Origin of the sequence: Acetobacter nitrogenifigens DSM 23921 = NBRC 105050, assembly GCF_000429165.1 — a bacterium.
Classification (GTDB): domain Bacteria; phylum Pseudomonadota; class Alphaproteobacteria; order Acetobacterales; family Acetobacteraceae; genus Acetobacter; species Acetobacter nitrogenifigens.
In genome coordinates, this window is sequence record NZ_AUBI01000004.1 from 21,286 (window position 1) to 41,121 (window position 19,836).

At 63.8% G+C, this 19,836-nt stretch carries 20 protein-coding genes; 7 read left to right on the plus strand and 13 right to left on the minus strand.

Translation table 11 applies throughout. The annotated features are described in order from the left end of the window. Positions 1-252 precede the first annotated feature (252 nt). The 12 genes from tilS to G442_RS23875 form a co-directional block, all read right to left on the minus strand. A complete protein-coding gene (tilS, locus tag G442_RS0106890) occupies positions 253-1,554 on the minus strand; it encodes a tRNA lysidine(34) synthetase TilS (RefSeq protein ID WP_051292058.1) in 1,302 nt (433 codons plus the stop codon). Positions 1,555-1,587: 33 nt separating this feature from the next. Continuing rightward, positions 1,588-2,499: a tol-pal system YbgF family protein gene (locus G442_RS21240; protein WP_246789357.1), complete on the minus strand. Its 912-nt coding sequence runs from the start codon at positions 2,497-2,499 to the stop codon at positions 1,588-1,590. Positions 2,500-2,784: 285 nt separating this feature from the next. Next, positions 2,785-3,264: a peptidoglycan-associated lipoprotein Pal gene (gene pal / locus G442_RS0106900; RefSeq protein WP_026397399.1), complete on the minus strand. Its 480-nt coding sequence runs from the start codon at positions 3,262-3,264 to the stop codon at positions 2,785-2,787. Positions 3,265-3,511: 247 nt separating this feature from the next. Further along, entirely contained in the window at positions 3,512-4,894 is a 1,383-nt protein-coding gene (gene tolB / locus G442_RS0106905; protein WP_026397400.1) for a Tol-Pal system protein TolB, read from the minus strand. Between the two features lie 26 nt (positions 4,895-4,920). After that, the gene (locus tag G442_RS0106910; RefSeq protein WP_026397401.1) at positions 4,921-5,916 is read right to left on the minus strand and encodes a hypothetical protein; all 996 of its coding nucleotides are present in this window, start codon (positions 5,914-5,916) and stop codon (positions 4,921-4,923) included. A gap of 131 nt (positions 5,917-6,047) precedes the next feature. Continuing rightward, entirely contained in the window at positions 6,048-6,485 is a 438-nt protein-coding gene (gene tolR / locus G442_RS0106915) for a protein TolR (RefSeq protein WP_026397402.1), read from the minus strand. 4 nt (positions 6,486-6,489) lie between these two features. Further along, complete coding sequence (tolQ, locus tag G442_RS0106920; RefSeq protein ID WP_026397403.1) at positions 6,490-7,209, minus strand: protein TolQ; 720 nt, start codon at positions 7,207-7,209, stop codon at positions 6,490-6,492. Positions 7,210-7,347: 138 nt separating this feature from the next. Next, entirely contained in the window at positions 7,348-7,764 is a 417-nt protein-coding gene (locus G442_RS0106925; protein WP_026397404.1) for a YbgC/FadM family acyl-CoA thioesterase, read from the minus strand. A gap of 8 nt (positions 7,765-7,772) precedes the next feature. Next, positions 7,773-8,843: a Holliday junction branch migration DNA helicase RuvB gene (gene ruvB / locus G442_RS0106930; RefSeq protein ID WP_026397405.1), complete on the minus strand. Its 1,071-nt coding sequence runs from the start codon at positions 8,841-8,843 to the stop codon at positions 7,773-7,775. Beyond that, positions 8,840-9,457, minus strand: a complete 618-nt coding sequence (gene ruvA, locus G442_RS0106935; RefSeq protein WP_026397406.1) for a Holliday junction branch migration protein RuvA — start codon at positions 9,455-9,457, stop codon at positions 8,840-8,842. The genes ruvB and ruvA overlap by 4 nt, the downstream gene beginning before the upstream one ends. After that, positions 9,454-9,999: a crossover junction endodeoxyribonuclease RuvC gene (ruvC, locus tag G442_RS21245; protein WP_035376319.1), complete on the minus strand. Its 546-nt coding sequence runs from the start codon at positions 9,997-9,999 to the stop codon at positions 9,454-9,456. Before ruvC ends, ruvA begins: the two co-directional genes overlap by 4 nt. Before the next feature lie 105 nt (positions 10,000-10,104). After that, the gene (locus G442_RS23875; RefSeq protein ID WP_161628339.1) at positions 10,105-10,731 is read right to left on the minus strand and encodes a GNAT family N-acetyltransferase; all 627 of its coding nucleotides are present in this window, start codon (positions 10,729-10,731) and stop codon (positions 10,105-10,107) included. Between the two features lie 470 nt (positions 10,732-11,201). On the opposite strand from G442_RS23875, the gene G442_RS0106955 reads away from it, so the two are divergent. After that, positions 11,202-11,435: a hypothetical protein gene (locus G442_RS0106955; protein ID WP_026397407.1), complete on the plus strand. Its 234-nt coding sequence runs from the start codon at positions 11,202-11,204 to the stop codon at positions 11,433-11,435. On the opposite strand, the gene G442_RS0106960 is transcribed toward G442_RS0106955, so the two are convergent. Beyond that, positions 11,421-12,380 carry an IclR family transcriptional regulator gene (locus G442_RS0106960; protein WP_084440443.1) on the minus strand — a complete coding sequence of 320 codons (960 nt, stop codon included), beginning with the start codon at positions 12,378-12,380 and terminating at the stop codon, positions 11,421-11,423. The genes G442_RS0106955 and G442_RS0106960 overlap by 15 nt on opposite strands. Between G442_RS0106960 and G442_RS0106965 the strand changes: the two genes are divergently transcribed. From G442_RS0106965 to G442_RS0106990, 6 genes are read left to right on the plus strand one after another with little or no spacing between them, the layout of a single operon-like run. Further along, positions 12,321-14,846 carry a TonB-dependent receptor plug domain-containing protein gene (locus G442_RS0106965; protein ID WP_051292060.1) on the plus strand — a complete coding sequence of 842 codons (2,526 nt, stop codon included), beginning with the start codon at positions 12,321-12,323 and terminating at the stop codon, positions 14,844-14,846. The two genes, G442_RS0106960 and G442_RS0106965, sit on opposite strands and share 60 nt — an antisense overlap. A gap of 26 nt (positions 14,847-14,872) precedes the next feature. Continuing rightward, positions 14,873-16,048 (plus strand): NAD(P)/FAD-dependent oxidoreductase, encoded by a 1,176-nt coding sequence (locus tag G442_RS23880; protein ID WP_026397410.1) that lies wholly within the window; start codon positions 14,873-14,875, stop codon positions 16,046-16,048. Then, on the plus strand, positions 16,041-17,000 hold the full coding sequence (locus G442_RS0106975; protein ID WP_035376322.1) for an ABC transporter permease: 960 nt from the start codon (positions 16,041-16,043) through the stop codon (positions 16,998-17,000). The genes G442_RS23880 and G442_RS0106975 overlap by 8 nt, the downstream gene beginning before the upstream one ends. Beyond that, positions 16,997-17,866, plus strand: coding sequence for an ABC transporter permease (locus G442_RS0106980; protein ID WP_161628341.1), 870 nt, complete (start codon positions 16,997-16,999; stop codon positions 17,864-17,866). Before G442_RS0106975 ends, G442_RS0106980 begins: the two co-directional genes overlap by 4 nt. Beyond that, complete coding sequence (locus G442_RS21265; RefSeq protein WP_035376323.1) at positions 17,863-18,852, plus strand: ABC transporter ATP-binding protein; 990 nt, start codon at positions 17,863-17,865, stop codon at positions 18,850-18,852. The genes G442_RS0106980 and G442_RS21265 overlap by 4 nt, the downstream gene beginning before the upstream one ends. Further along, entirely contained in the window at positions 18,849-19,820 is a 972-nt protein-coding gene (locus G442_RS0106990; RefSeq protein WP_026397413.1) for an oligopeptide/dipeptide ABC transporter ATP-binding protein, read from the plus strand. Before G442_RS21265 ends, G442_RS0106990 begins: the two co-directional genes overlap by 4 nt. The last annotated feature ends 16 nt before the right edge of the window (positions 19,821-19,836 follow it).

A 19,836-nucleotide genomic window follows, 5' to 3' on the forward strand; every position in this document is an offset into this window, starting at 1 on the left:
GGTTGGCATGGTTTTTCGGGGCTATACCCCGCCGCCGGATTTGCGGTCTCATCGCCGTCTGTTCGGCCTAACTGGTTCCAGAATATGGCTCCCGCTCACGAATAAGGAGCGAACGCTACCCGCAGCTTCACCCACTCATGCGAGGCCAGTCGCGCAGAACACGTATAAAAACAGTATCGTAGACCCATGCGAACAGGCCGAAATCTGTCAAACGCCGAGGTTGCGCACGCCCCGCTCAGCGCACGTCCGACCTCATGACAAGCCCCATACGCCGCCCGGCGCAGCGGCGACGTTCGGCGCGAACGAAAACTCAGCCCCAACGAGAGCCTCCTCCTCACATATCCCCAGATAGGGGACGCACACGCGCTGCTCCCCACGCCATAACGCGGGCAGCGTCTCGCACAACGCCGCCGCCACGCCGCCTCTGGCGCGCCGGTCGATCCCCATTCCGGCCGCGCCCACACGCAGACCAACCATGTCCGCATCGCAATGCAGCACGAAGCGTCGGTCCCACACGACGCCGTCTCGCGCTTCGATCCGTCCCTGCATCGCCGCCCGCTCGCGCGCCATAACCCAGCTCTGCCCTCCCGCGGCGACCGTACGCGCCCGAAACAGCCGCGCCCCGGCGAGCGTCCCTGCGCGACCGCGCCGCCGTAACGCCGACACCGCATCGGCTGGCGGCGGGTAAGCGCCTGCGCCCACACAACGGATCAACGCCGCAAGCGCGGCATCGCCTGGAAGGTCGTGACCAAGCGTCGCCCAGCCACCCGCACTCAGCGACGCCGTCGACGCCAGTTCCGTGGCGCACGCATTCTCATGCGCCGCACGGACGATCCCGCTAATGCGCCCCAGCGCGAACAACTCCGCCTTCAACGTCTCGCCTCCCTCCAACAGGGTGCGGCGAACACGCACGCGCTCCGCCCGGAGATCATCGTTCGAGGGATCATCCACCCACGGCACGCCCGCATGGCGCAGCGTCTCGCGAAGCGCCGCACGGGAAACGCCCAGAAGCGGACGCACCACACGCACGTCCGGCGTTTCTGTTATCCACGCCATACCTGAGAGGCCAAAACCCTCGCCTCGCGCACGACGCATCGCAATCGTCTCGATCTGGTCGTCCGCCTGATGGCCAAGTAGAAGATCGACGCATCCGCTTTCACGACAAGCGGCGAACAGTGCGGCGTAGCGCGCATCCCGTGCGCGGTCGGCCACCCCAGGTCCTGCCCGTAGCGTGTGCAGGGTCAGGATTCGCGCGTTGATCCCCATGGCTTCAAGCCACTCCGCGGCTTCGAGGGCCTCCTGCGCAGAATCCGGACGCAGGCCGTGGTCGACAATAAATGCCTGAAGGCCACGACGCCATCGTGACGCCAGCCATGCAAGAGCGAGCGAGTCTCCGCCACCTGAAACGGCCAGCGCGGTAGGAGGAACGTCGGAAACATCCGGCAGCCATGGGCCGAGGCGCGCCATAACCGCCGCGAAATACGATGGCGTCACCGGCCTCGCGCGAGCCTCGTCGAACGGATGCTCCGCAGGCGCATCGTCGGGGGGCGTCACAATCCGCCTCCCGACGTCATCACCAGGCTGCGCTCAGGAGCACCCGGCGCGCTGCGTGAAGATCTGGGACGCATGCGACACGCGAGCCGCCGGAGACGGAAATTCCGCCTTCAGCTTACCCAACGCCTGACACGCAGCCTTTTTGTCGCCGAGCGCGATCAGCGACGCGCTCACCCCCAGAAGAGCGTCCGGCGCACGCGCGCCTTTCGGCGACAGCTTGTAGGCGTCGTAATACGAAACGGCGGAGTCGCGATACTGCTTCTGTCCTGCGAGCGACTGCCCAAGAAGAAACTGCGCGTCGACCTTCGTCCCGCCCTTTGCAGTCTTCAGCGCCGATTCGGCGTTTTGCTGTGCGCCCGCGTAGTCGCGCTTGAGCAACGCCGCGTTCCCTGTCTTGAGGTAGGCGTCCGGCGTCTGCGCGTGCGGCGCGTCGGAATCTCCACCGCCCGAGCTCGCCTCGACGGCAGGGGCGCTTGCAGGCGCCGGAACGCCGCCACCCTTCCCGTTCTGCATCGCGAAGCTGAGATCGCCGATCTGCTTGGTCAGCGCGTCGTTCTGTTCTTTTAACTGGTTGGTCAATTGCTCTATCTGGCCGCGCATATCCCGCTGTTGGTCCTCTAGCGTATTCACGCGATCAACCAGTTGCGCGACAAGGTCTCCACTGTTCCCCGCGGAGGCTGCGCCCAAAGGCGTCGGCGGCGGTAGCGAACCAGAGGAAGCGCCTGAAGCTGCGCCCGCAGACTGCATCTGACTCAATTGCTGGCGCAGTTCCATGATCTGGTTCTGCAGTTCGATGCCTTCGCGGCTGTTGACCTGCGCCAATGCAGGCGCCGCGCCTATTACGACGGGAGCGCCTGCGCACAACGCCAGAACCAGCGTTCTCGCCATCCCGATTCCGCCAGACTTCGATGACTGCCCGGCGATGCGCTTCACGATGCGCGTCATTCTCGCGGCTCCCTGCCGTTAGCGTTCGTGCGCCGCCCCACTCCCTGCCTCGGGAATAACGCGTGGCGCCGACGTCAATACCATGATGGTCCAGAACATCGAGAGGCGGGAAGGACCCGCAGCATCCTCCCTGAAGCGCGCAAGGACCTCCGGGGCCGGACATCTCTGCCTCAACTCGCCTCTGGAGCAATCTGGTTCTGAATATGAAAAAGCCGGTCGGACACCAATGGTCCGACCGGCTCTATTCAACAATTCGACGCGTTTAGAAACGAATCGAGCTGTTTATTACTGCACAGCCGTGATGGCGTTGCGGTTCTGCGCCCATGCGTCCTCACCGTCGCCGGTCGCCGTCGGGCGATCCTTGCCGTACGAGATGGTGGACAGACGTGCGCCAGCCGTGCCCTTCGCCGTCAGATAGTCGCGCGCGGCGTTGGCGCGGCGCTGACCCAGGGCGAGGTTGTATTCCTCGGTGCCACGGTCGTCACAGTTACCGGCGATCTGCACGGAAACCTGCGGATACTTCGCAAGCCAGTCAGCCTGCTTGTCCAGGGTGGCCTTCGCGTCAGCGCTCAGGCTGTTCTGGTTCAGGTCGAAGAACACGCGGTCGCCAACATTGGCCACCAGATCGGCTTCGCTTCCCGGAACGGGGCCGCTCGGCTGCACCGCCGCCCCCGCGCCCGTGGCGGCGCCCGTGTTGGCTTGATCGTTCGAGCAGGCGGCCAAAAGGGCGGCCACGCCGAGCGCACCGATAAACTTCAGTCTCATTGTCTCGATCCTGAGATCAGTTCCACAGCGGGAACATGTAGAGATTAAGTAAAGGAAATGACGCCGGATTTCTCCGTAAGCCGAAGCCAACCGAAACCGCGCGAACAGCGTTCGCCGCAGAAAGCAGTTGGCTTTCGAACTACACAGGCCATAGCCACAGGTTTTCGCCCCGGTCAAGCCTGATAATAGCGTGGCTCCGCCGTTTCCTCGGGGCAGAGTTGCATAAATGAAACGACCGGCGACGCCGTCACACGTTCAGCGGCGACCAGGTCGGCGAGGACCCGCCCTCCGGGGTCGGGATTACGCGCTCGTGGAACCCAGTGATGTCGATCGTGCCGATGGTGTCGCGACTGCTGGCTCCGCCCGTGCGGCGGCAGAAAGCGAGGACGCGGCCGTTCGGACAGAAAGTCGGGCTTTCCACCGTATAACCCTGCGTCATGATCCGCTCGCCAGTGCCGTCAGGGTTCATGACGCCGAGAGAAAACTGCCCGCCAGAAATACGAGTGAAGGCGATCAGATCTCCGCGCGGCGACCACACCGAGTCTCCGTAGCTGCCGTTGCCATAGGAGATGCGCCGCGCCGCGCCGCCCGAGGCGCTCATCACATAAAGCGCAGGAGATCCGCCGCGGTCGGAGTTGAACACGATCTGCGACCCGTCCGGGCTGAAGCTTGGACTGACGTTGATCGCCCCGCCGGAGTTGGTGAGCTGGCGCTTGGCGCCCGACCCCAGTTCGACCGCCACAAGTTCCGAGCCGCTGCCGCGTGCGACCGGCACGATCACGGTTCCGCCGTCGGGGGAGAAATGCGGCCCAAGTGGCACGCCATTGAATTCTGTCAGAATGCGCTGGCGCCCTGTCGACAGGTCGAACACGTAAACGCGGGGCGTCGCCGTCGCATACGACAGGAACGCGATCTGATCGCGAACAGGGTTGAAGGCCGGCAGTTTTGTCTGACCGCTACTCAACACGCGGTAGTTGGCGCCGTCCTGATCCATGATCGCCAGGCGCATGCGCGGGTTGCGACTGCCGCCTGAGCGGGACACAAAACCAATGCGCGTATCGAAATAACCCTTCTCGCCCAGCATCCGCTGGTAGATCACGTCGCCGATGATGTGCGCGATGCGGCGCCAGTTGGCGGCGCTGGTCGTGTAGGCCGTACCCTGAATCTGCTGGCCGGTCAGAACGTCCCACAGGCGGAACTCAACGCGCAGCGAGCCCGCGCCCGTCACGGCGCCAGTCACAGCCGCGCGCGCGCCCATGGCCTTGTAAGGACCGAAATCCGGCGTGCCCGTTCCGGTGGAGCCCGAGATGACCTTGAAAAGCCCTGTGTTCGACAGATCGTCAGTCAGAACGCCGGTGATCTGGTCGCCGACGCCGGCGCCAAAAGAAGGGATAACGATGGGGATCGGCGCCGTCCGCGCCTGATCGACGGTGATCTCCGCCGCAGGCTGATCAGCCGCCCGCGCGGCGAGCGGCGTCGCCATCAGACCCGCGCCGAGAAGGGCGCCGCCGCCCAGCAGGGCGCGACGTCCCAGTCCCTCGCCGCCGAACCCGGCGCGCTGCGCCGAAAACAGTTCGGCGAAGGCTTCCGCCTCCCGGTCGGACAGATAGCCGCGTTCAGTCGAACCCATGGTCAGTGTCTCCTTGCTCTTCCGGATCAGGGCCGGAAGACGAACTTCAATTGCCGGGTTTGACCCAGCAGGTTTTTCGGTATCGGCAGCTTCGAACAGGTCGGACTGAGCACCGCCGCCCGAGCGCGCTCCGCTAAAGCGCGGTACGACGGGTCAGCGTTCATTTTCGCCTGCGTTTCTGGCGCAAATGCGACAAGCCGTGCTTCACCCGTAGCGTCGACCGTGACGATCAGATGCGCGACGAAGCTCGCGTAATCCTTCGCAGCCGTATCCTCGGCGTAGCAGCGCCGCACTTCCCCGCCGATCGCACGCTGATCGCCCGCGCTCATCGCGCCAGTGATATCGCCATCGGGCGTGCCGCCGCCATTTGGCGCGCCGCCCTGCGCGGGATTCGGCTTCGCCTTCGGCGCATGCGTCTGCTTCGTGTCGGATCTGAATGAATCCAGCGTCTCAAGCAGGGAATGCGTGTCGGCTTCCGCCTTCTTCGCCTTGTTCGGCTGCGTGATATGCGACGGAATCGCAGTGTCCGGCAGAGCATCCGTCGGCTGCGTCTGCGGAGACGGCGGGGCGACCGCGTGCGTCGGCTGCGGCGGCGCGGGCGGCGACGGCGGCGTTTTCACGGCGTCAGGCGTCGGCTCCTCGGCCTTCGGCGGCAGCGGCGTATCCGGCAGCGGCGGCGTCTCCTGCTGTGGCGGCGGAGGAACCGGCGGCGGGGGCGGAGGAGGCGGAGGCGTTTCCTCCGTCGGCTGCGGCTTTGGCGGCGTCGGGGTCGGAGGCTCCGGCGACGGCGTGGGCGCAGGGGCCGGCGCGGGCTGCGGCGCCGGTTTGGCGGCTCGCGCAGGGGCGCCGCCGCCGGAAGCGCCTTCGAACTGCATCTCTACGGGCGGGGGCTCTTCAGGCTCCGGCGGCTTGGGCGTCGGCAGAGACAGCACAGCCGCGAGCAGGATGGCCAGATGCAACAAGCCCGACATGACGGCTGAGCGTCGCATCAGGACCGTTTCGGAACGGCGAGGCCGAACCATGAGGGTTTCAGCTCCCCTCTTCAGGCGAACGCAGGGCGGGACACGAAAGCGCGCGAAACGCCCTCGCCCGCGCATGCGAGGCCGAACGACAGAATCAAGGCGGATGAGCGGCTATGCACGGCGCGGACCCCTCAGTGTCCGCCTGCGGGCTGCTGCGCGAGCAGCGCCACATGCGTAAAGCCGCCAGCCGTGATCTGTCCCATCACCTGCATGACCTTGCCGTAGTCGATATGGGCGTCGCCACGCACGAAAATACGATGCGTTGGATCATTTTCAGACGCCGCTTTCAGCTGATCGATCAACTGGTCGCTGGAGACCGGGTTATCGCCCAGATAGATCGTTCCATCGGACTTGATAGAGACGGTGATCGGCTTCGTGTCGCTGTTCACAGGCTTGGCGTCGGTCTTGGGGAGATCGACGTTCACGCCGCTGGTCATCATCGGCGACGTCACCATGAAGATAATGAGCAGCACCAGCATCACGTCGACCAGCGGCGTGACGTTGATGTCCGACATCGGGCGACGCTTCCTGCGTGGACCGCGCCCGCTACCTCCGACCGACATGCCCATGGGGTCAGGCCCTCTCTTCGGACTGGCGCGAGAGAATTGCGGCGAACTCCGTGCCGAACCCTTCCATGCGATCCTGGAAATGGGACAGCGAATTGCTGATAACGTTATAGGCGATCACCGCCGGGATGGCCGTCACGAGGCCGATCGCCGTGGCGAACAGGGCTTCGGAGATGCCCGGGGCGACAACGCTCAGATTGGTGTTGTGCATCGCCGCGATCGAGCTGAACGAGTGCATGATGCCCCACACAGTACCGAACAGGCCGATGAACGGAGCCACCGGGCCAATGGTGGCGAGGAAGATCATCCAGCGCTCAAGACGCTCCATTTCGCGCGTAATGGTGATCGACATCGCCCTGTCGACGCGCTCCTGCACGCCGCCACGAAGCAGATCGACCCCGGGAATGCGCGCCGAACGCCGCCACTCCCCCATCGCGGCGCCGAAAACGGCGGCCAGAGGATGAGCAGGCTTCGCGCCCTCCGCCTCGTAAAGATCGTCGAGACTGCCGCCCGACCAGAACTTGTCTTCGAACGTCGTCGCCTGCTGGTTGATCCGACGCAGCGTCACGATCTTGTCGAACACGATGGCCCAGACCCAGACACTGCAGACGATCAACCCGATCATCACCAACTTGACAACGAGCGAGGCCTGCATGAACAGGCCCCAAAGCGACAGATCCCCGGCCGCAGCCACGCCGAGATTTGCCGCGTCTACCGCATGGTCCAAAAACGCCTCCTGCCCTTTCGGCTCTAGGTGACCCGGGCGGCCGCGCCGTTATGACGCGCGCCGAACCCGCAGCGACTCGGCGGAACGCCGAACCTCGCCGCGATCCTTACTGACTTCCCGCGCAAAGCAGAAGGCGCCTCACTGACCAGTGTCGGCCAGTTTCAGCAACAAAACACGCCAAGACGGCGGAAATCGGGCAGCCCGGGCGTCGGCGACGCGAATGCAGGCCAGCCGCACATCGAGTTGCGCACAAACGTCCGCGCCACGAAAAAAAATCTGCTCCAGCCGACAGCTCGCAGCCCCTTGCTCGAGCAGGCGCGTCCTGACCGTCATGACGTCGTCAAGCCGAAGCGGCATGAGGTAGTCTATGGAGGCCGAACGGATCACGAAAGCCAGCCCGTAATCCCGCAGCAGATCGATCGCCGCCATGCCCTGGGCGCGAATCGCTTCCGTCCGCGCACGCTCGGCGAACGCGAAGTAGCGGGCGTGATAGACCACTCCGCCCGCATCCGTGTCTTCGTAATAAATCCGGAAATCGATGCTGTGGGTCGTCATGACGCCTCCTATCCGATCCCGTCATCCGCCAGCAGATCGAACTGCCCTGCCGACGCCGGCGGCGTCAGCCCGAGATGCCGCCAGCCGCGCTCTCCGAGAACCCGGCCCCGGCTGGTGCGCAGCACGAGCCCTTCCTGAATCAGGTAGGGCTCCACCACATCCTCCAACGTATCGCGTGCTTCGGCCAGAGCCGCAGCCAGCGTCTCGACGCCGACCGGGCCGCCATGGTGGTGCTCGGCGATGCGCCGCAGATACCGCCGGTCCATGCCGTCCAGGCCGAGACTGTCCACCTCCAGCCGGGTCAGCGCCGCATCCGCGACCTCCGCGCCGACCGGCTCCCCCGCCTCGACGCCGGACGCCGCTCCGACAGACGCGAAATCACGCACGCGGCGCAGCAGACGGCCGGCGATTCGCGGCGTGCCGCGCGACCGACGGGCGATTTCCGCAGCGCCTTCGCGCGTCAGCGCGAAACCCAGCTTTCTGGCGCCGCGGCTTACAATAAGTTGCAATTCTTCCGGGGTGTAGAACACCAGACGTAGCGGAATTCCGAACCGGTCACGCAGCGGCGTCGCCAGCAGCCCGGCGCGGGTCGTCGCGGCGACCAGCGTGAACGGCGCCAGATCGATTCGCACGGAACGCGCCGCCGGACCTTCGCCGATGATCAGATCAAGTTGAAAATCCTCCATCGCGGGGTAGAGAATTTCCTCGATCGCAGGCTGCAGACGATGAATTTCGTCGATGAACAGCACGTCGCGCGGCTGCAGGTTGGTCAGGATCGCCGCCAGATCGCCCGCCCGCTGGATGACCGGCCCTGACGTCGCGCGAAAACCAACGCCAAGCTCCCGCGACACGATCTGCGCCAGTGTGGTCTTGCCAAGGCCCGGGGGGCCGTGGAGCAGCACATGGTCCAGAGCCTCGTCTCGGGCGCGGGCAGCCTCGATGAAAATAGCGAGATTCTCGCGACTGGCCTTCTGTCCCGTGAAATCCGCCAGCGTCTGCGGGCGCAGCGACCCTTCGCCCAGATCCTCCTCGCCGCGCGCAGGATCGACCGCGCGTTCGGCTTCAGGACGTCCCTTCATCGCGCCAGCTCCTTCAACGCATCACGAATGATGGCGTCCAGAGCAGCGCTATCCCCTGCTTCCGCGATCAGCTTGCCGACGACAGGCCACGCCTCCGCCCGACGGAACCCAAGCCCCGCCAGCGCAAGCAGCGCATCGCTCTCGATCGTGTTTTCGGCCCCGCGCTGCGCGACGATCGAGGCTGTCGCCGTGCCGGAGCCGCCGCCGGGCATTTTCGGCGCCTTGTCGCGCAATTCCGTCAACAGCCGCTCCGCGAGCTTGCCGCCGACGCCCGGCGCGCGCGTCAGGCTCGCCTTGTCCGCGCTGCTGATCGCAGCGATCAGTTCAGACGGAGACATGGTGGACAGCAGCCCGAGCGCCACTTTAGCGCCGACCCCCTGGATGGCTGTCAGCACGCGAAACCAGTCGCGCTCAGCGGGGTCGGCGAATCCGTAAAGCAGGATCGCATCCTCGCGCACAACGGTCTCGACCAGCACGCGCGCCCGCTCCGGCGGCTGCGGCAGGGCGGAGAGCGTACGCGTCGAGGCGAAGACCAGATAGCCGACGCCGTTGACGTCGATCACGCAGCGATCCGCATCGACCTGCGCGAGCAGACCTGCCAGTGAAGCGATCATCGCCCGACGCCCGACGCCGCGCGCTTCTCAGCCGACGCCCGCCCCACCGCCACCCGCTGGGCGCTCGCACGCAGATGCGCGTGGCAAATGGCGACAGCCAGAGCGTCAGACGCGTCGGCCCGGCTGATTTTCGCGGTGGGCAACAGGCGGCGCACCATCATCTCGACCTGATCCTTGCTGGCGGCCCCCGTCCCCACGACGGCGCGCTTGACAGCCATGGCGCCGTATTCCGACACGCTGAGTCCCTCCAGCGCCGGAGCAAGCAGGGCGACGCCGCGCGCATAGCCGAGCTTCAGGGTCGATGAGCCGTTGCGGTTCACATAGGTCTCCTCGACCGCCGCCTCCTGCGGCTTGTGCGTCTGGATCAACGCGGTCAGCGCGTCGTACAGAGCGCGCAGGCGGTCCGGCACGGCCTCGTCCCCGTCAGTGGCGATAACGCCGTCGGCCACGTGCATCAGACGATTGCCCTCCACGTCGATAACGCCCCAGCCGGTGAAGCGCAGGCCGGGGTCTATGCCAATGAGTCGGGTGCGCGTGATCATGTTTCGTTCTTAGCTGGCGCGAGCCGTGGAGGCCAGAGCGAGAGCATCACGCAGCCCTGCCTGCCGCCAACGCGACGCATACCCCCTCAGGCCGGGCAGCCCCGGTCAGTTGTCGGTATCCATTCCCTCGAGACGGGATGCCGTAGAAACGGGACGCGGGAAAACCAGTTCGTATTCGTCGCTCCACTCCCCCTTGAAGAAGTCAGCATGTTCGACATGGCGGTCGAAAACGAAACCTACGCTTCTGGCCAGTTCCAGAGACGCAATATTGCGTGTGCAGATAGCTACACGCGCGCAGTGAATGGCCGGGTCTTCGAAAGAGCGGGCGAGCGCCAGCGTGAGCGCCGCCTTCCCCACGCCTCTCCGCCAGTATTGAGGAAAGACGTGGTAGCCCAGCAACGCCTCGCCCTCCCCCACGGTCGCCTGCGCGTATCCGAGCGGGGCGCCGTCTGACGCGCGCCGGACGATCCAGTTGATCCACGCCTCGCCCTCGCCGACGGGCGCTTCCTCGATCTGGCGAATGTAATGCGCCCGCAACGCCTCGACCGAAACGGGAGGATCTTCCCTGATGTAGCGATAAGCCGCCGGGTCCGAGAGGCCTTCGAACATGATCTCCGCATGCTCCGGCCCCAGCCCCTCAAGCCGCACGTCGGAGATCGCATAGATTGCGCAAGGCGACGCCACGATGGATTGGTCGATGGTGGCCGACGATAACCGGCTGGAGATTGTCACGCCCCGTCGCCGCCCAAAAGCGACGCTGCGACAAAAATTCCGACCGACACGACCCGTGATGTGAGACCAGTCCCGAACACGCATCACCTTTCCCGCAGTGCGCCCCCTCCAAATCAGGAGGCCATTATACCGCAGCCCTTGCGCCGGGCGGCAAGGGCTCCTTAACCTGTCGGCAACCTTATTACTGCGCCGTTCAAGCGTATCCGGCCAGAGGACTCAACAGGATCGCGCTTTGGCCAGATATGGATGCGCTCAGGGGCGTCGACGGTCAGAAACTCAGCCGTGTCTGTGGAGGCAGGCGTCCTCATGTGGTCGCACTCTGCGTTCGCAGAGAAACATCAGCAACGGAATTTTCATATATTGAAGCGTATTGATCTCGCCCCATCCTGCGCCTCCGCAGCGCCGAAGGCGCGCGCTCCCGCCCGCATCTTCCTCAATCCGCAAGAACGTCTCAGTTGACGGGAACAGCCGTGAAAGACAGCCCTGACGCCAACGCTCTGGCGGAAACACTGTTACGCGAACACGGCTTTTCAGCTCTCGATGTCGCAGATAGGCAGGCCCGCCATGAACTGCATGTCAGCAACGTCCCTGCAGCGGAACTCTGGGTCGCCGCGCTGCGCATTCTTTGTCAGGATACAAGAGCGCTGAAAGTCGCCTCGAACGAGCGAGACAATCCGGAGCCCCCGCCGTCAAAAAACGACTGAGGACGCAACTTCGCGCATCCTGCGGCCGAGCGCCTCGACCGAACCGACGTTGTGCTCGTTAGTGTAGAACGCCGCCCCCAGAGCGAGGCCGAAACCCGGCGTTCCGGTCGGCACCGAGACGGCGACGCCGCCGACCCCCGCGATCCAGGTTCCCATATCCATCACGTAACCGTCGCGACGCGCCGTCTCGACCTCGCGCCTGACGGCTCCCCGAGCCGACGTGTTGAAATTGCGCGACACGATGGCCTCCACCGCCTGATCCTCGCACAACGACAGCAATATCGTGGCGCCGGACCCGACCCCTAAAGGCACATGGCCGCCAATGCCGCGGGTCAGCGACGGAATCACCCTGCGCCCGAAGCATGCGTCGACGCAAAGCGCACGATCGTCCGCATGAACAAGCAGGAAAAACGCGTCGTGCTCGCAAACCGGAAGCGACGCGACCGCCGAACGCCACCATCGGCTTTGAGCCAGACGTTCCGCCGGATGAAAGGCGCCGATCGTCTCGTGACGCGGCGCCCGCCAGACATGGCTGTATCGTCGCGTTCGAGGCACCCGCGCCGCCAGCCCCTCGTCACAAAGCGCGCCCAACAGTCGGTGAGTCGTAGATTTCGGCAACCCGCAAGCCTGCCCAATATCTTTCAACTCCATACCCTGCGGCCCAGCGTCTGACAGCGCAGCAAGAAGCCGCGCAGCCTTGCGCACCGCGTTCGCCGTCCCGCCCCCCTCCGTCCCGCGTTCCACCATATGGAATTCTCCGGATACCAGTTCGATCCCGTATTGACCTGACGCTCCCGCTCTAACACGCTTCGTAACGATATCGCCACAAATTCCCGGCGCAGCAGCGGCCACGCCGCCGTCCAACGCCATTACCAGGAGCGACGTATGGAGCCTTACGCGCGCAGACATGCATCCAGACGCCATCGTGGCGTCAAGGTCGGTCATGCCGCCCTGCTGCTTCCCCTGCTGCAATCGACAGTCGCATTCGCCTCGCCGACGACCGGAAGCAATTCCACCTTGCAACAAGACAGCAAACAGGTCGCCACAGCGGGCGCGCACGCGTCTCGTCCGGCGACGCGAACGACAGTCGCTCCTGCGATTGCCGCAACGCCCAGCAAGCGACAGACCGCTCAGGCGTTGCAGCAGGACGACGAGCAGGTGATCGTCACCGGCACGCGCGACCCCCACCAGACCGCGCGCAAGAGCACCAGCCCCGTTCTCGTCGTCTCGTCACGCCAGTTGCAACAAACCGGGCAGGCCGACCTGCGCGACGCGCTGACCCAGCTTGCGCCGTCATTGACGCGATCGACGATGAACATCGGCAATTCCAACATGACCGACGCGTTGCAGCTGCGCGGTCTGACGCCGAACCAGACCCTTGTTCTGGTCAACGGAAAACGTCGTCATACTACCTCCGTCATGACCGACTATACCGGCCCGCAACAAGGCTCCATTCCCGTCGACATCGACATGATCCCGGTGTCCGCCGTGGATCACGTGGAAATTCTGCAGGACGGCGCGGCTGCTCAGTACGGGTCCGACGCGATTGCTGGCGTCATCAACATCATTCTCAAACATTCAGCCAACGAATTGACGATGCAGGCGGTCAACGGCGGCTACTACGCCGGAGACGGCTTCACGTCGGGCGAGTCTGTAAACTGGGGGACCGATCTCGGCGGGCGTGGCTTCTTCGATCTGAGCGCAGAATACAAATACATGGACCACACCGACCGGGGCGGCATTGATAACCGCACCGGGCAATATGACAACCATATCATGGGAAATCCGCGCATCCAGCGGGAGACGATTTCCTACAATATGGGTTACCGGATTACGGACGCGATCGAGTTCTACTCCTTCGCATCCTACGGCCACGTGAATGGCGAAAGCTACCAGAACTACCGCCTGCCTTCGGTCCTTCCCCAAGTTTATCCTCAGGGATTTTCGCCACAAATCTCCGTTTCACAAAATGACTACAGTTTCACAGCGGGATTCAGGGGCAAGAAATTCGGATGGGACTGGGATCTCAGCACGACTTATGGCGGCAACGTCGCAGACGTGGGCATGTTCGATACCGTGAACCCCGACCTTTACGCGGCGACAGGACACACGCCCACACGTTTTTCTCCAATGATGACGTTCAATGATACGCAATGGACGACCGACGCGGGAGTAAGGCGCAGTTTCGACGTGCCTGTTCTGGCAGGACCGCTCAATTTTGCGCTGGGCGCGCAATATCGGTATGACACATATCAGGTCGGCGCCGGCGAACCCGCATCCTATTACGGGGGCGGACCATCCGCAGACGACGGACTTTCGCCAATGTCGGCGTCGAAAAACTACCGCGACGTAACAGCGGGATACCTCGACGTCTCGACTCATCTTCTCAAAAACTGGCAGATCGATCTGGCTGGCCGCTTCGAACATTACACTGACGCAGGCAACACCGAGACCGGCAAAGCCTCGATGCGCTACGACTTCAACAAACGTGTCGGCGTTCGCGGCACCATCAGCAACGGCTTCCGTGCGCCTACCCTCGCAGAAGAACATTACTCCAACCTCGGCGTATCTCCGACGGGAGCTTCCGGGATTCTTCCCGTAGATTCCAAATCGGCCATTTTGCTCGGATCAAAGCCCCTTCGTCCCGAGCGTTCAATGAACTACTCCGCAGGCATCGTTCTCAACCCGATCGACCCGCTTCATATCTCGATAGACGTCTACCAAATCTCCCTGAAGCACCGGATAACGCTAGGTGGCGTTTATAATGGCCAGCAGGCTATCGATGCGCTGGAGGCGGGCGGATTTGGCCTGCCAAGCGGCCTGATCGCAGACGACGTGACTGCGCAATATTTCGCTAACACGTCCAACACCCGCACACGCGGCATGGACATCACTGCGAACTACCTGACTCATTTCGGAAAATTTGGTGACGTCGCCTGGGATCTGGCGATCAATCTCAACAAGACCACCATCACTCATGTCGACGACGACCAGAACGGGCAACCGTTGCTCAACGCCCTGTACCGTGGCTTCCTGACGACATACACGCCGAAAAACAAGGAGATTGTCGGCTTCACATGGAGCAAGGGCGCCTGGTCTGTCGGCGTGCATGAAATTCGCTACGGGAAAGTGACGTCGCAACAACAATATGTCACCGGACCCTACGCCTATTCGAATACGGTCTATCTGCCCTTCAACAACCGCCCGAAAGAGGCTACAAACATTCTGGTGTCGTATCAGATAACGCCATCGTGGCGGGTCGGGCTGGGAGCAAACAACCTGTTCAACTCCAAACAGCGCAGGGTGCCATACAGCACAAATTACCTTGGCGTGCAGCGCTATAATTTCGACGTGCAGCAGATCGGCTTCAACGGAGGATACTACTACTTCCAGATCAATTACCGCAGGTAGCGCCTGAGCCGGAACGGAGAAAAACCATGACGGATGTCGTCGTCATCGGATGTGGCGTCAGCGGAGCCGCAACCGCGTGGGAATTGGCTCGCTCGGGCCTGTCGGTCACCATCGTCGACCGCTACGGCCCTGCGGCGATGGCCAGCGGCTGGACCCTCGCCGGGGTTCGCCAGTCCGGCCGCGATCCTGCCGAAATTCCCCTGGCGATCGCCGCGGTAAAGCTTTGGGAAAATCTCGCCGAAGCGCTGGACGCGCCAACAGGCTACACGCAGGACGGAAATCTCCGAATTGGCATGGGCGCGGGCGATCTTCCGGCCCTGAAGGACATTGCCGAAACAGGCGCCGCCTGCGGATTGCCCATTTCCTTTTTGGACGGTGCGTCCGCCGTCCGCGACGTCGCGCCCGCCATTGCGCCCGTTGTCGCGGGGGCGACCTTCTGTGCGACAGACGGGCATGCCGACCCCGACGCCACCGTCAACGCCTATGTCGCCGCCGCACGCCGGGCCGGGGCGACGACCCTGTTCGGCGAGCCCGTCATCGCTGTCGAAACCGCCGCCGGCAAAATCACCGCCGTGCGAACTGCGTCGCATCGCATCGCGACGGGCGCTGTCGTGCTGGCCAGCGGCGTCATGGGTGACGACCTGCTCGCGCCCTTCGGCGCTGATGTGCCTCTGGACGTCAAATACGTCACCGTCATTCGCACGAAGCCGGTCGCCTCCACCCTCAAACAGGTTATTTCGGTCGCCGACGTCCGCAACGCGGAAGCCGCCTGCGCAGGACGGCAACAGCTGGACGGAGCTTTTCGCTTCACCAGCGGCATTGAACCGTGGAGCGGCGCCATGCATGAACGAAATGGACGCCCGATAATCGCGCCGCCAATTCGCGCACTGGCGGAAACGATCGAAAGTTTCGGAACCGTCGTGCCCGCTGCGCTGGACGCCGAGATCGACGCCTATTGGTGTGGTCTGATCGACCAGACGCCGGACTCCCTTCCGGTCCTCGATCGCGTCGAAGGCGCAAGGGGGCTTTTCGTCGCTCGCGGTTTTTCGGGGCACGGTTTCTGTCTTGGCCCCATCACAGGAAAAATCATGGCGGCGCTCGTCAAGGAAGAGCAATCACCCGTCGATATTTCCGCTTTTTCATCATCCCGTTTTGCAAAAGCCGGCGCGAGCGCCTTCGAACCGGTCACCCTGCATGGCTGAAGGCTTGTTTGCCTTCGCGGCGCGCCGGGCGGGCGTCAATGTGCTGCTGCTGATGCTGGTCTCGCTGACTGGCTTTATGCTTCTTCATGCGACGCCCGGCGGCCCGCTCGCCCAATTTTCACTATCGCCGGGTATGACCACTGAGCGACTGAACCAGATCGCCCACTCCATGGGTCTGGATCAGCCTTTATGGCTGCAATATGTGAAGTGGCTCGGGGGCTTGCTGAAAGGCGACTGGGGCCATTCCTACCGCGACCACGCTCCGGTGCTTTCGATCATCGTCGCGCATCTTGGCGCGACGGTCGAACTTGGCCTTGCTTCGCTGGTGATTTCCTTCCTCGGCGGGCTGGCGATGGGGTTGATCGGCGCACTGCGGGCTGGGGAGGCTATCGACGCGCTTTGCTCTCTCGTCGGCGTCATCCTGCTTTCGCTTCCTACTTTCTGGCTTGGCCTTGTCTTCATCTATTTTCTGTCGGTTCGCACGGGATGGTTTCCGGCGGGTGGCCTGATGGCGCCGGGCGACGCTTCAGCGAGCGATCGTCTGCGCCACCTCGCGTTGCCCGCCATGACGCTTGGTCTGGTCTCCATACCGGTCTGGGGCGCGTACGTGCGCGCATTTGCTGGCGACACGCTGAATCAGGACCATATCCGCACCGCCCGCGCGCTGGGCGTGCCCGGCTGGCGGATCGTCCTGCGGCGCGTCCTGCCTGCGGCCCTGCTCCCCCTGATTCCGATAGCGGGCGTCTATCTCCCGACTTTGCTGAGCGGAGCGCTCGTCACGGAGACGGTCTTCACGTGGCCCGGCGTGGGGCGTCTGTTTCTCGACAGCCTGCAGTACCGCGACTATCCGGTGGCGCTGGGCGTTCTGATGTTCAGCGCCGTTCTCGTGCTGATATGCAGTCTCGCCGCGGAATTGCTGCACCACGCCGCCGACCCGAGACTGCGCGCATGAGCGGCGCCGACGCCATCCTGTCGGTCAGGACGCATCTGCACGATCTGCGCCCGCGCGGCCGGATCGCCGCTTGCTACATCGTTCTCGTCGTCATCGCATGTGTCGCAGGCCCGTGGGTTTTGCCATACGGCCACGCACATATCGATCTGCATCACCGCTTTCTCTCTCCGATCAGCGCCGGACATCCACTCGGCACTGACGAAATCGGACGCGATCTGCTGACGCGCGTGTTGATGGGCGGGCGCGTCTCCCTGCTGGTGGGGCTGGCGTCCACCATTCTGAGCACCGTGATCGGCACAGCGCTCGGCCTTGTCGCAGGGTACAACAGCGGGGCGGCGCGGTTTCTGATTACGACAATCATCGACGCCACGTTGTGTTTTCCGGTCGTGTTCCTGATGCTGACGCTCGCCGCCGTGCTCAGCCCCGGCGTAGGGACGATCATCGGCATCGTGACGCTGGTCAGCTGGATGGAGGCCGCCCGCGTCGTGCAGGCGCAAACGCGCGTGATCCGAAAAATGGATTACGTGACCGCAGTTGTCGCCATGGGGGCGACTGACCGCTATGTGCTGCTGCGCGAAGTTCTGCCCAACGTCGCGCCAGCGGTGATCGTCAGCGCAACGCTCACCATCGCACGAGCGATCCTTCTGGAATCGTATGTGAGCTATCTTGGTTACGGCGTGCAGCCCCCTGACGCGAGTTGGGGCAATCTTCTGAACAACGCGCAGGAATATCTTGAATCCGATCCCTGGCTCGCCATTATCCCCGGCGTCGCCATCGCGCTGACCGTGACGATGTTCAACCTGCTGGGAGAATCCCTGCGAGACGCCATCGATCCCTCCCTCCGGGCCAGAGGAAGCAGGTCATGACGTTGCTGGCCGTTCGCGATCTCGGGGTGGATTTTGGCGGTCCGCCCATTGTTGACGGTGTTTCTTTCTCGATGAAACGAGGAGAAATCGTAGCGCTTGTCGGGGAGAGCGGCTCGGGAAAGAGCGTTGCATCACTCGCCCTGATGGGGCTTCTGGGGCGAGGAAACGTCACCGGCTCTGCAATATTGCGCCTGAATGACGGACGTGAGACCGACCTCGCGCGGATCAGTTCACGCGAGCGACGCGGCGTGCTTGGTCGGCATGTTTCCATGATTTTTCAGGACCCGTTGAGCAGCCTCGATCCGATCCAGACTATAGGCGCACAAATGCGCGAAGTTCTGTCGCTGCATTGCGGTCTGCGCGGCGGAAAAGCCCAGGCACGCGCAATCGAATTATTGCATGAAGTCGGCATCGTCGATCCACAGGCGTGCCTGAAGCTGATCCCGCAGCGCCTGTCCGGCGGAATGCGACAGCGCGTGCTGATCGCCATGGCGATCGCCGGCGAGCCTGAATTGCTGTTGGCCGACGAGCCCACGACGGCGCTTGACGTGACCGTGCAGGCGCAAGTCCTGCGCCTGCTGCTCTCACTCCGTGCCCGCTCTGGCATGGGAATGATCTTCATCACGCATAACCTCGCCGTCGCCTCATCCATCGCGGACCGTGTGATCGTCCTCTACGCCGGACAGGTCGTGGAGGACGCTCCAGCCGACGCGTTCTTCGCCGCGCCCGCCATGCCATACAGCAAAGCCCTCCTCGGGGCCGCGCCGGGGATCGACAGCGTGTTTGGCGCGCGGCGCCTGCCCATACTTCGCGGACAGGTTCCCGCGCCCGGCGAACGCGGCGTTGGGTGCCGCTTCGCGCCCCGCTGCGACGCCATGCGTCCGACGCCTTGCCAGACACAGATGCCTGATCTTCTGAACATCGCCGATGGCGAAAATGAAGTTCACGCCGTACGTTGCGGTCGCTGGGAGGAACTCGCCAGATGACCGCGCCGGTTCTGAGTGTGCAGGGCGTATCCAAGACCTACACGCAACGCGCGGGGTTATTCGGTCGGCCGTCCCAGACCTACGCCCTGCGGGATGTATCGTTCGACCTGCGCGCGGGCGAAATCCTGGGGTTGGTGGGGGAGTCTGGCTCCGGAAAGACCACAGTCGGGCGTATCGCCATGCGCCTCATCGATCCTAGCGAGGGCAAGGTCTATCTCGCCGGGCAGGACGTCACCGCTCTGTCCAGCACCGCGTTGAGACCGATGCGACGGCGGATACAACTGATCTTTCAGGACCCCTCGGCGTCGCTCAACCCACGCCAGACCATTCGGCAAATCCTCAGAACGCCACTTCGACTGCGCGGAATTACGGACGATACGGAAATCGCGCGGATGCTGGCGATCATCGGCATGGGCGCGGATGCTCTGGACCGCACCCCCGCCATGTTTTCGGGCGGACAACGACAGCGCCTGAGCATCGCGCGGGCGCTACTGATGAATCCGGACATCATCGTTGCAGACGAAGCCGTATCTGCGCTCGACGTCTGCGTTCAGGCGCAGGTGGTCAACCTGCTTTTGGATTTGCGCGATCAGTTCGGCCTGTCGATCCTGTTCATCGGCCATGACCTCGGCGTCGTGGGGCTGATATCCGACCGGATTGGCGTCATGTTTCGCGGGAGTCTGGTCGAAATCGCTCCGTCGCGCGGGTTATTTGAGCGCCCCCGGCACCCTTACACGGCGCGTCTGCTCGCCGCCGCCCCGCGCCAGGGTGGCAAACTTACGCCGCACGCCGAAGTCGATGCGGGGCGCCTTTCTCCCACGTCGACCGAGGGTTGCGCCTTCGCGGCGCTTTGTTCACACGCAATCACCGAATGCAGAACGACCAGACCCGTCATGCGCGAAACCGCGCCGGATCACTGGACGGCCTGTCGGCGCGCCGATCTCGACCTTCGCCCGGCGCACTGTTGAAAAGAAGCAGAGGAAG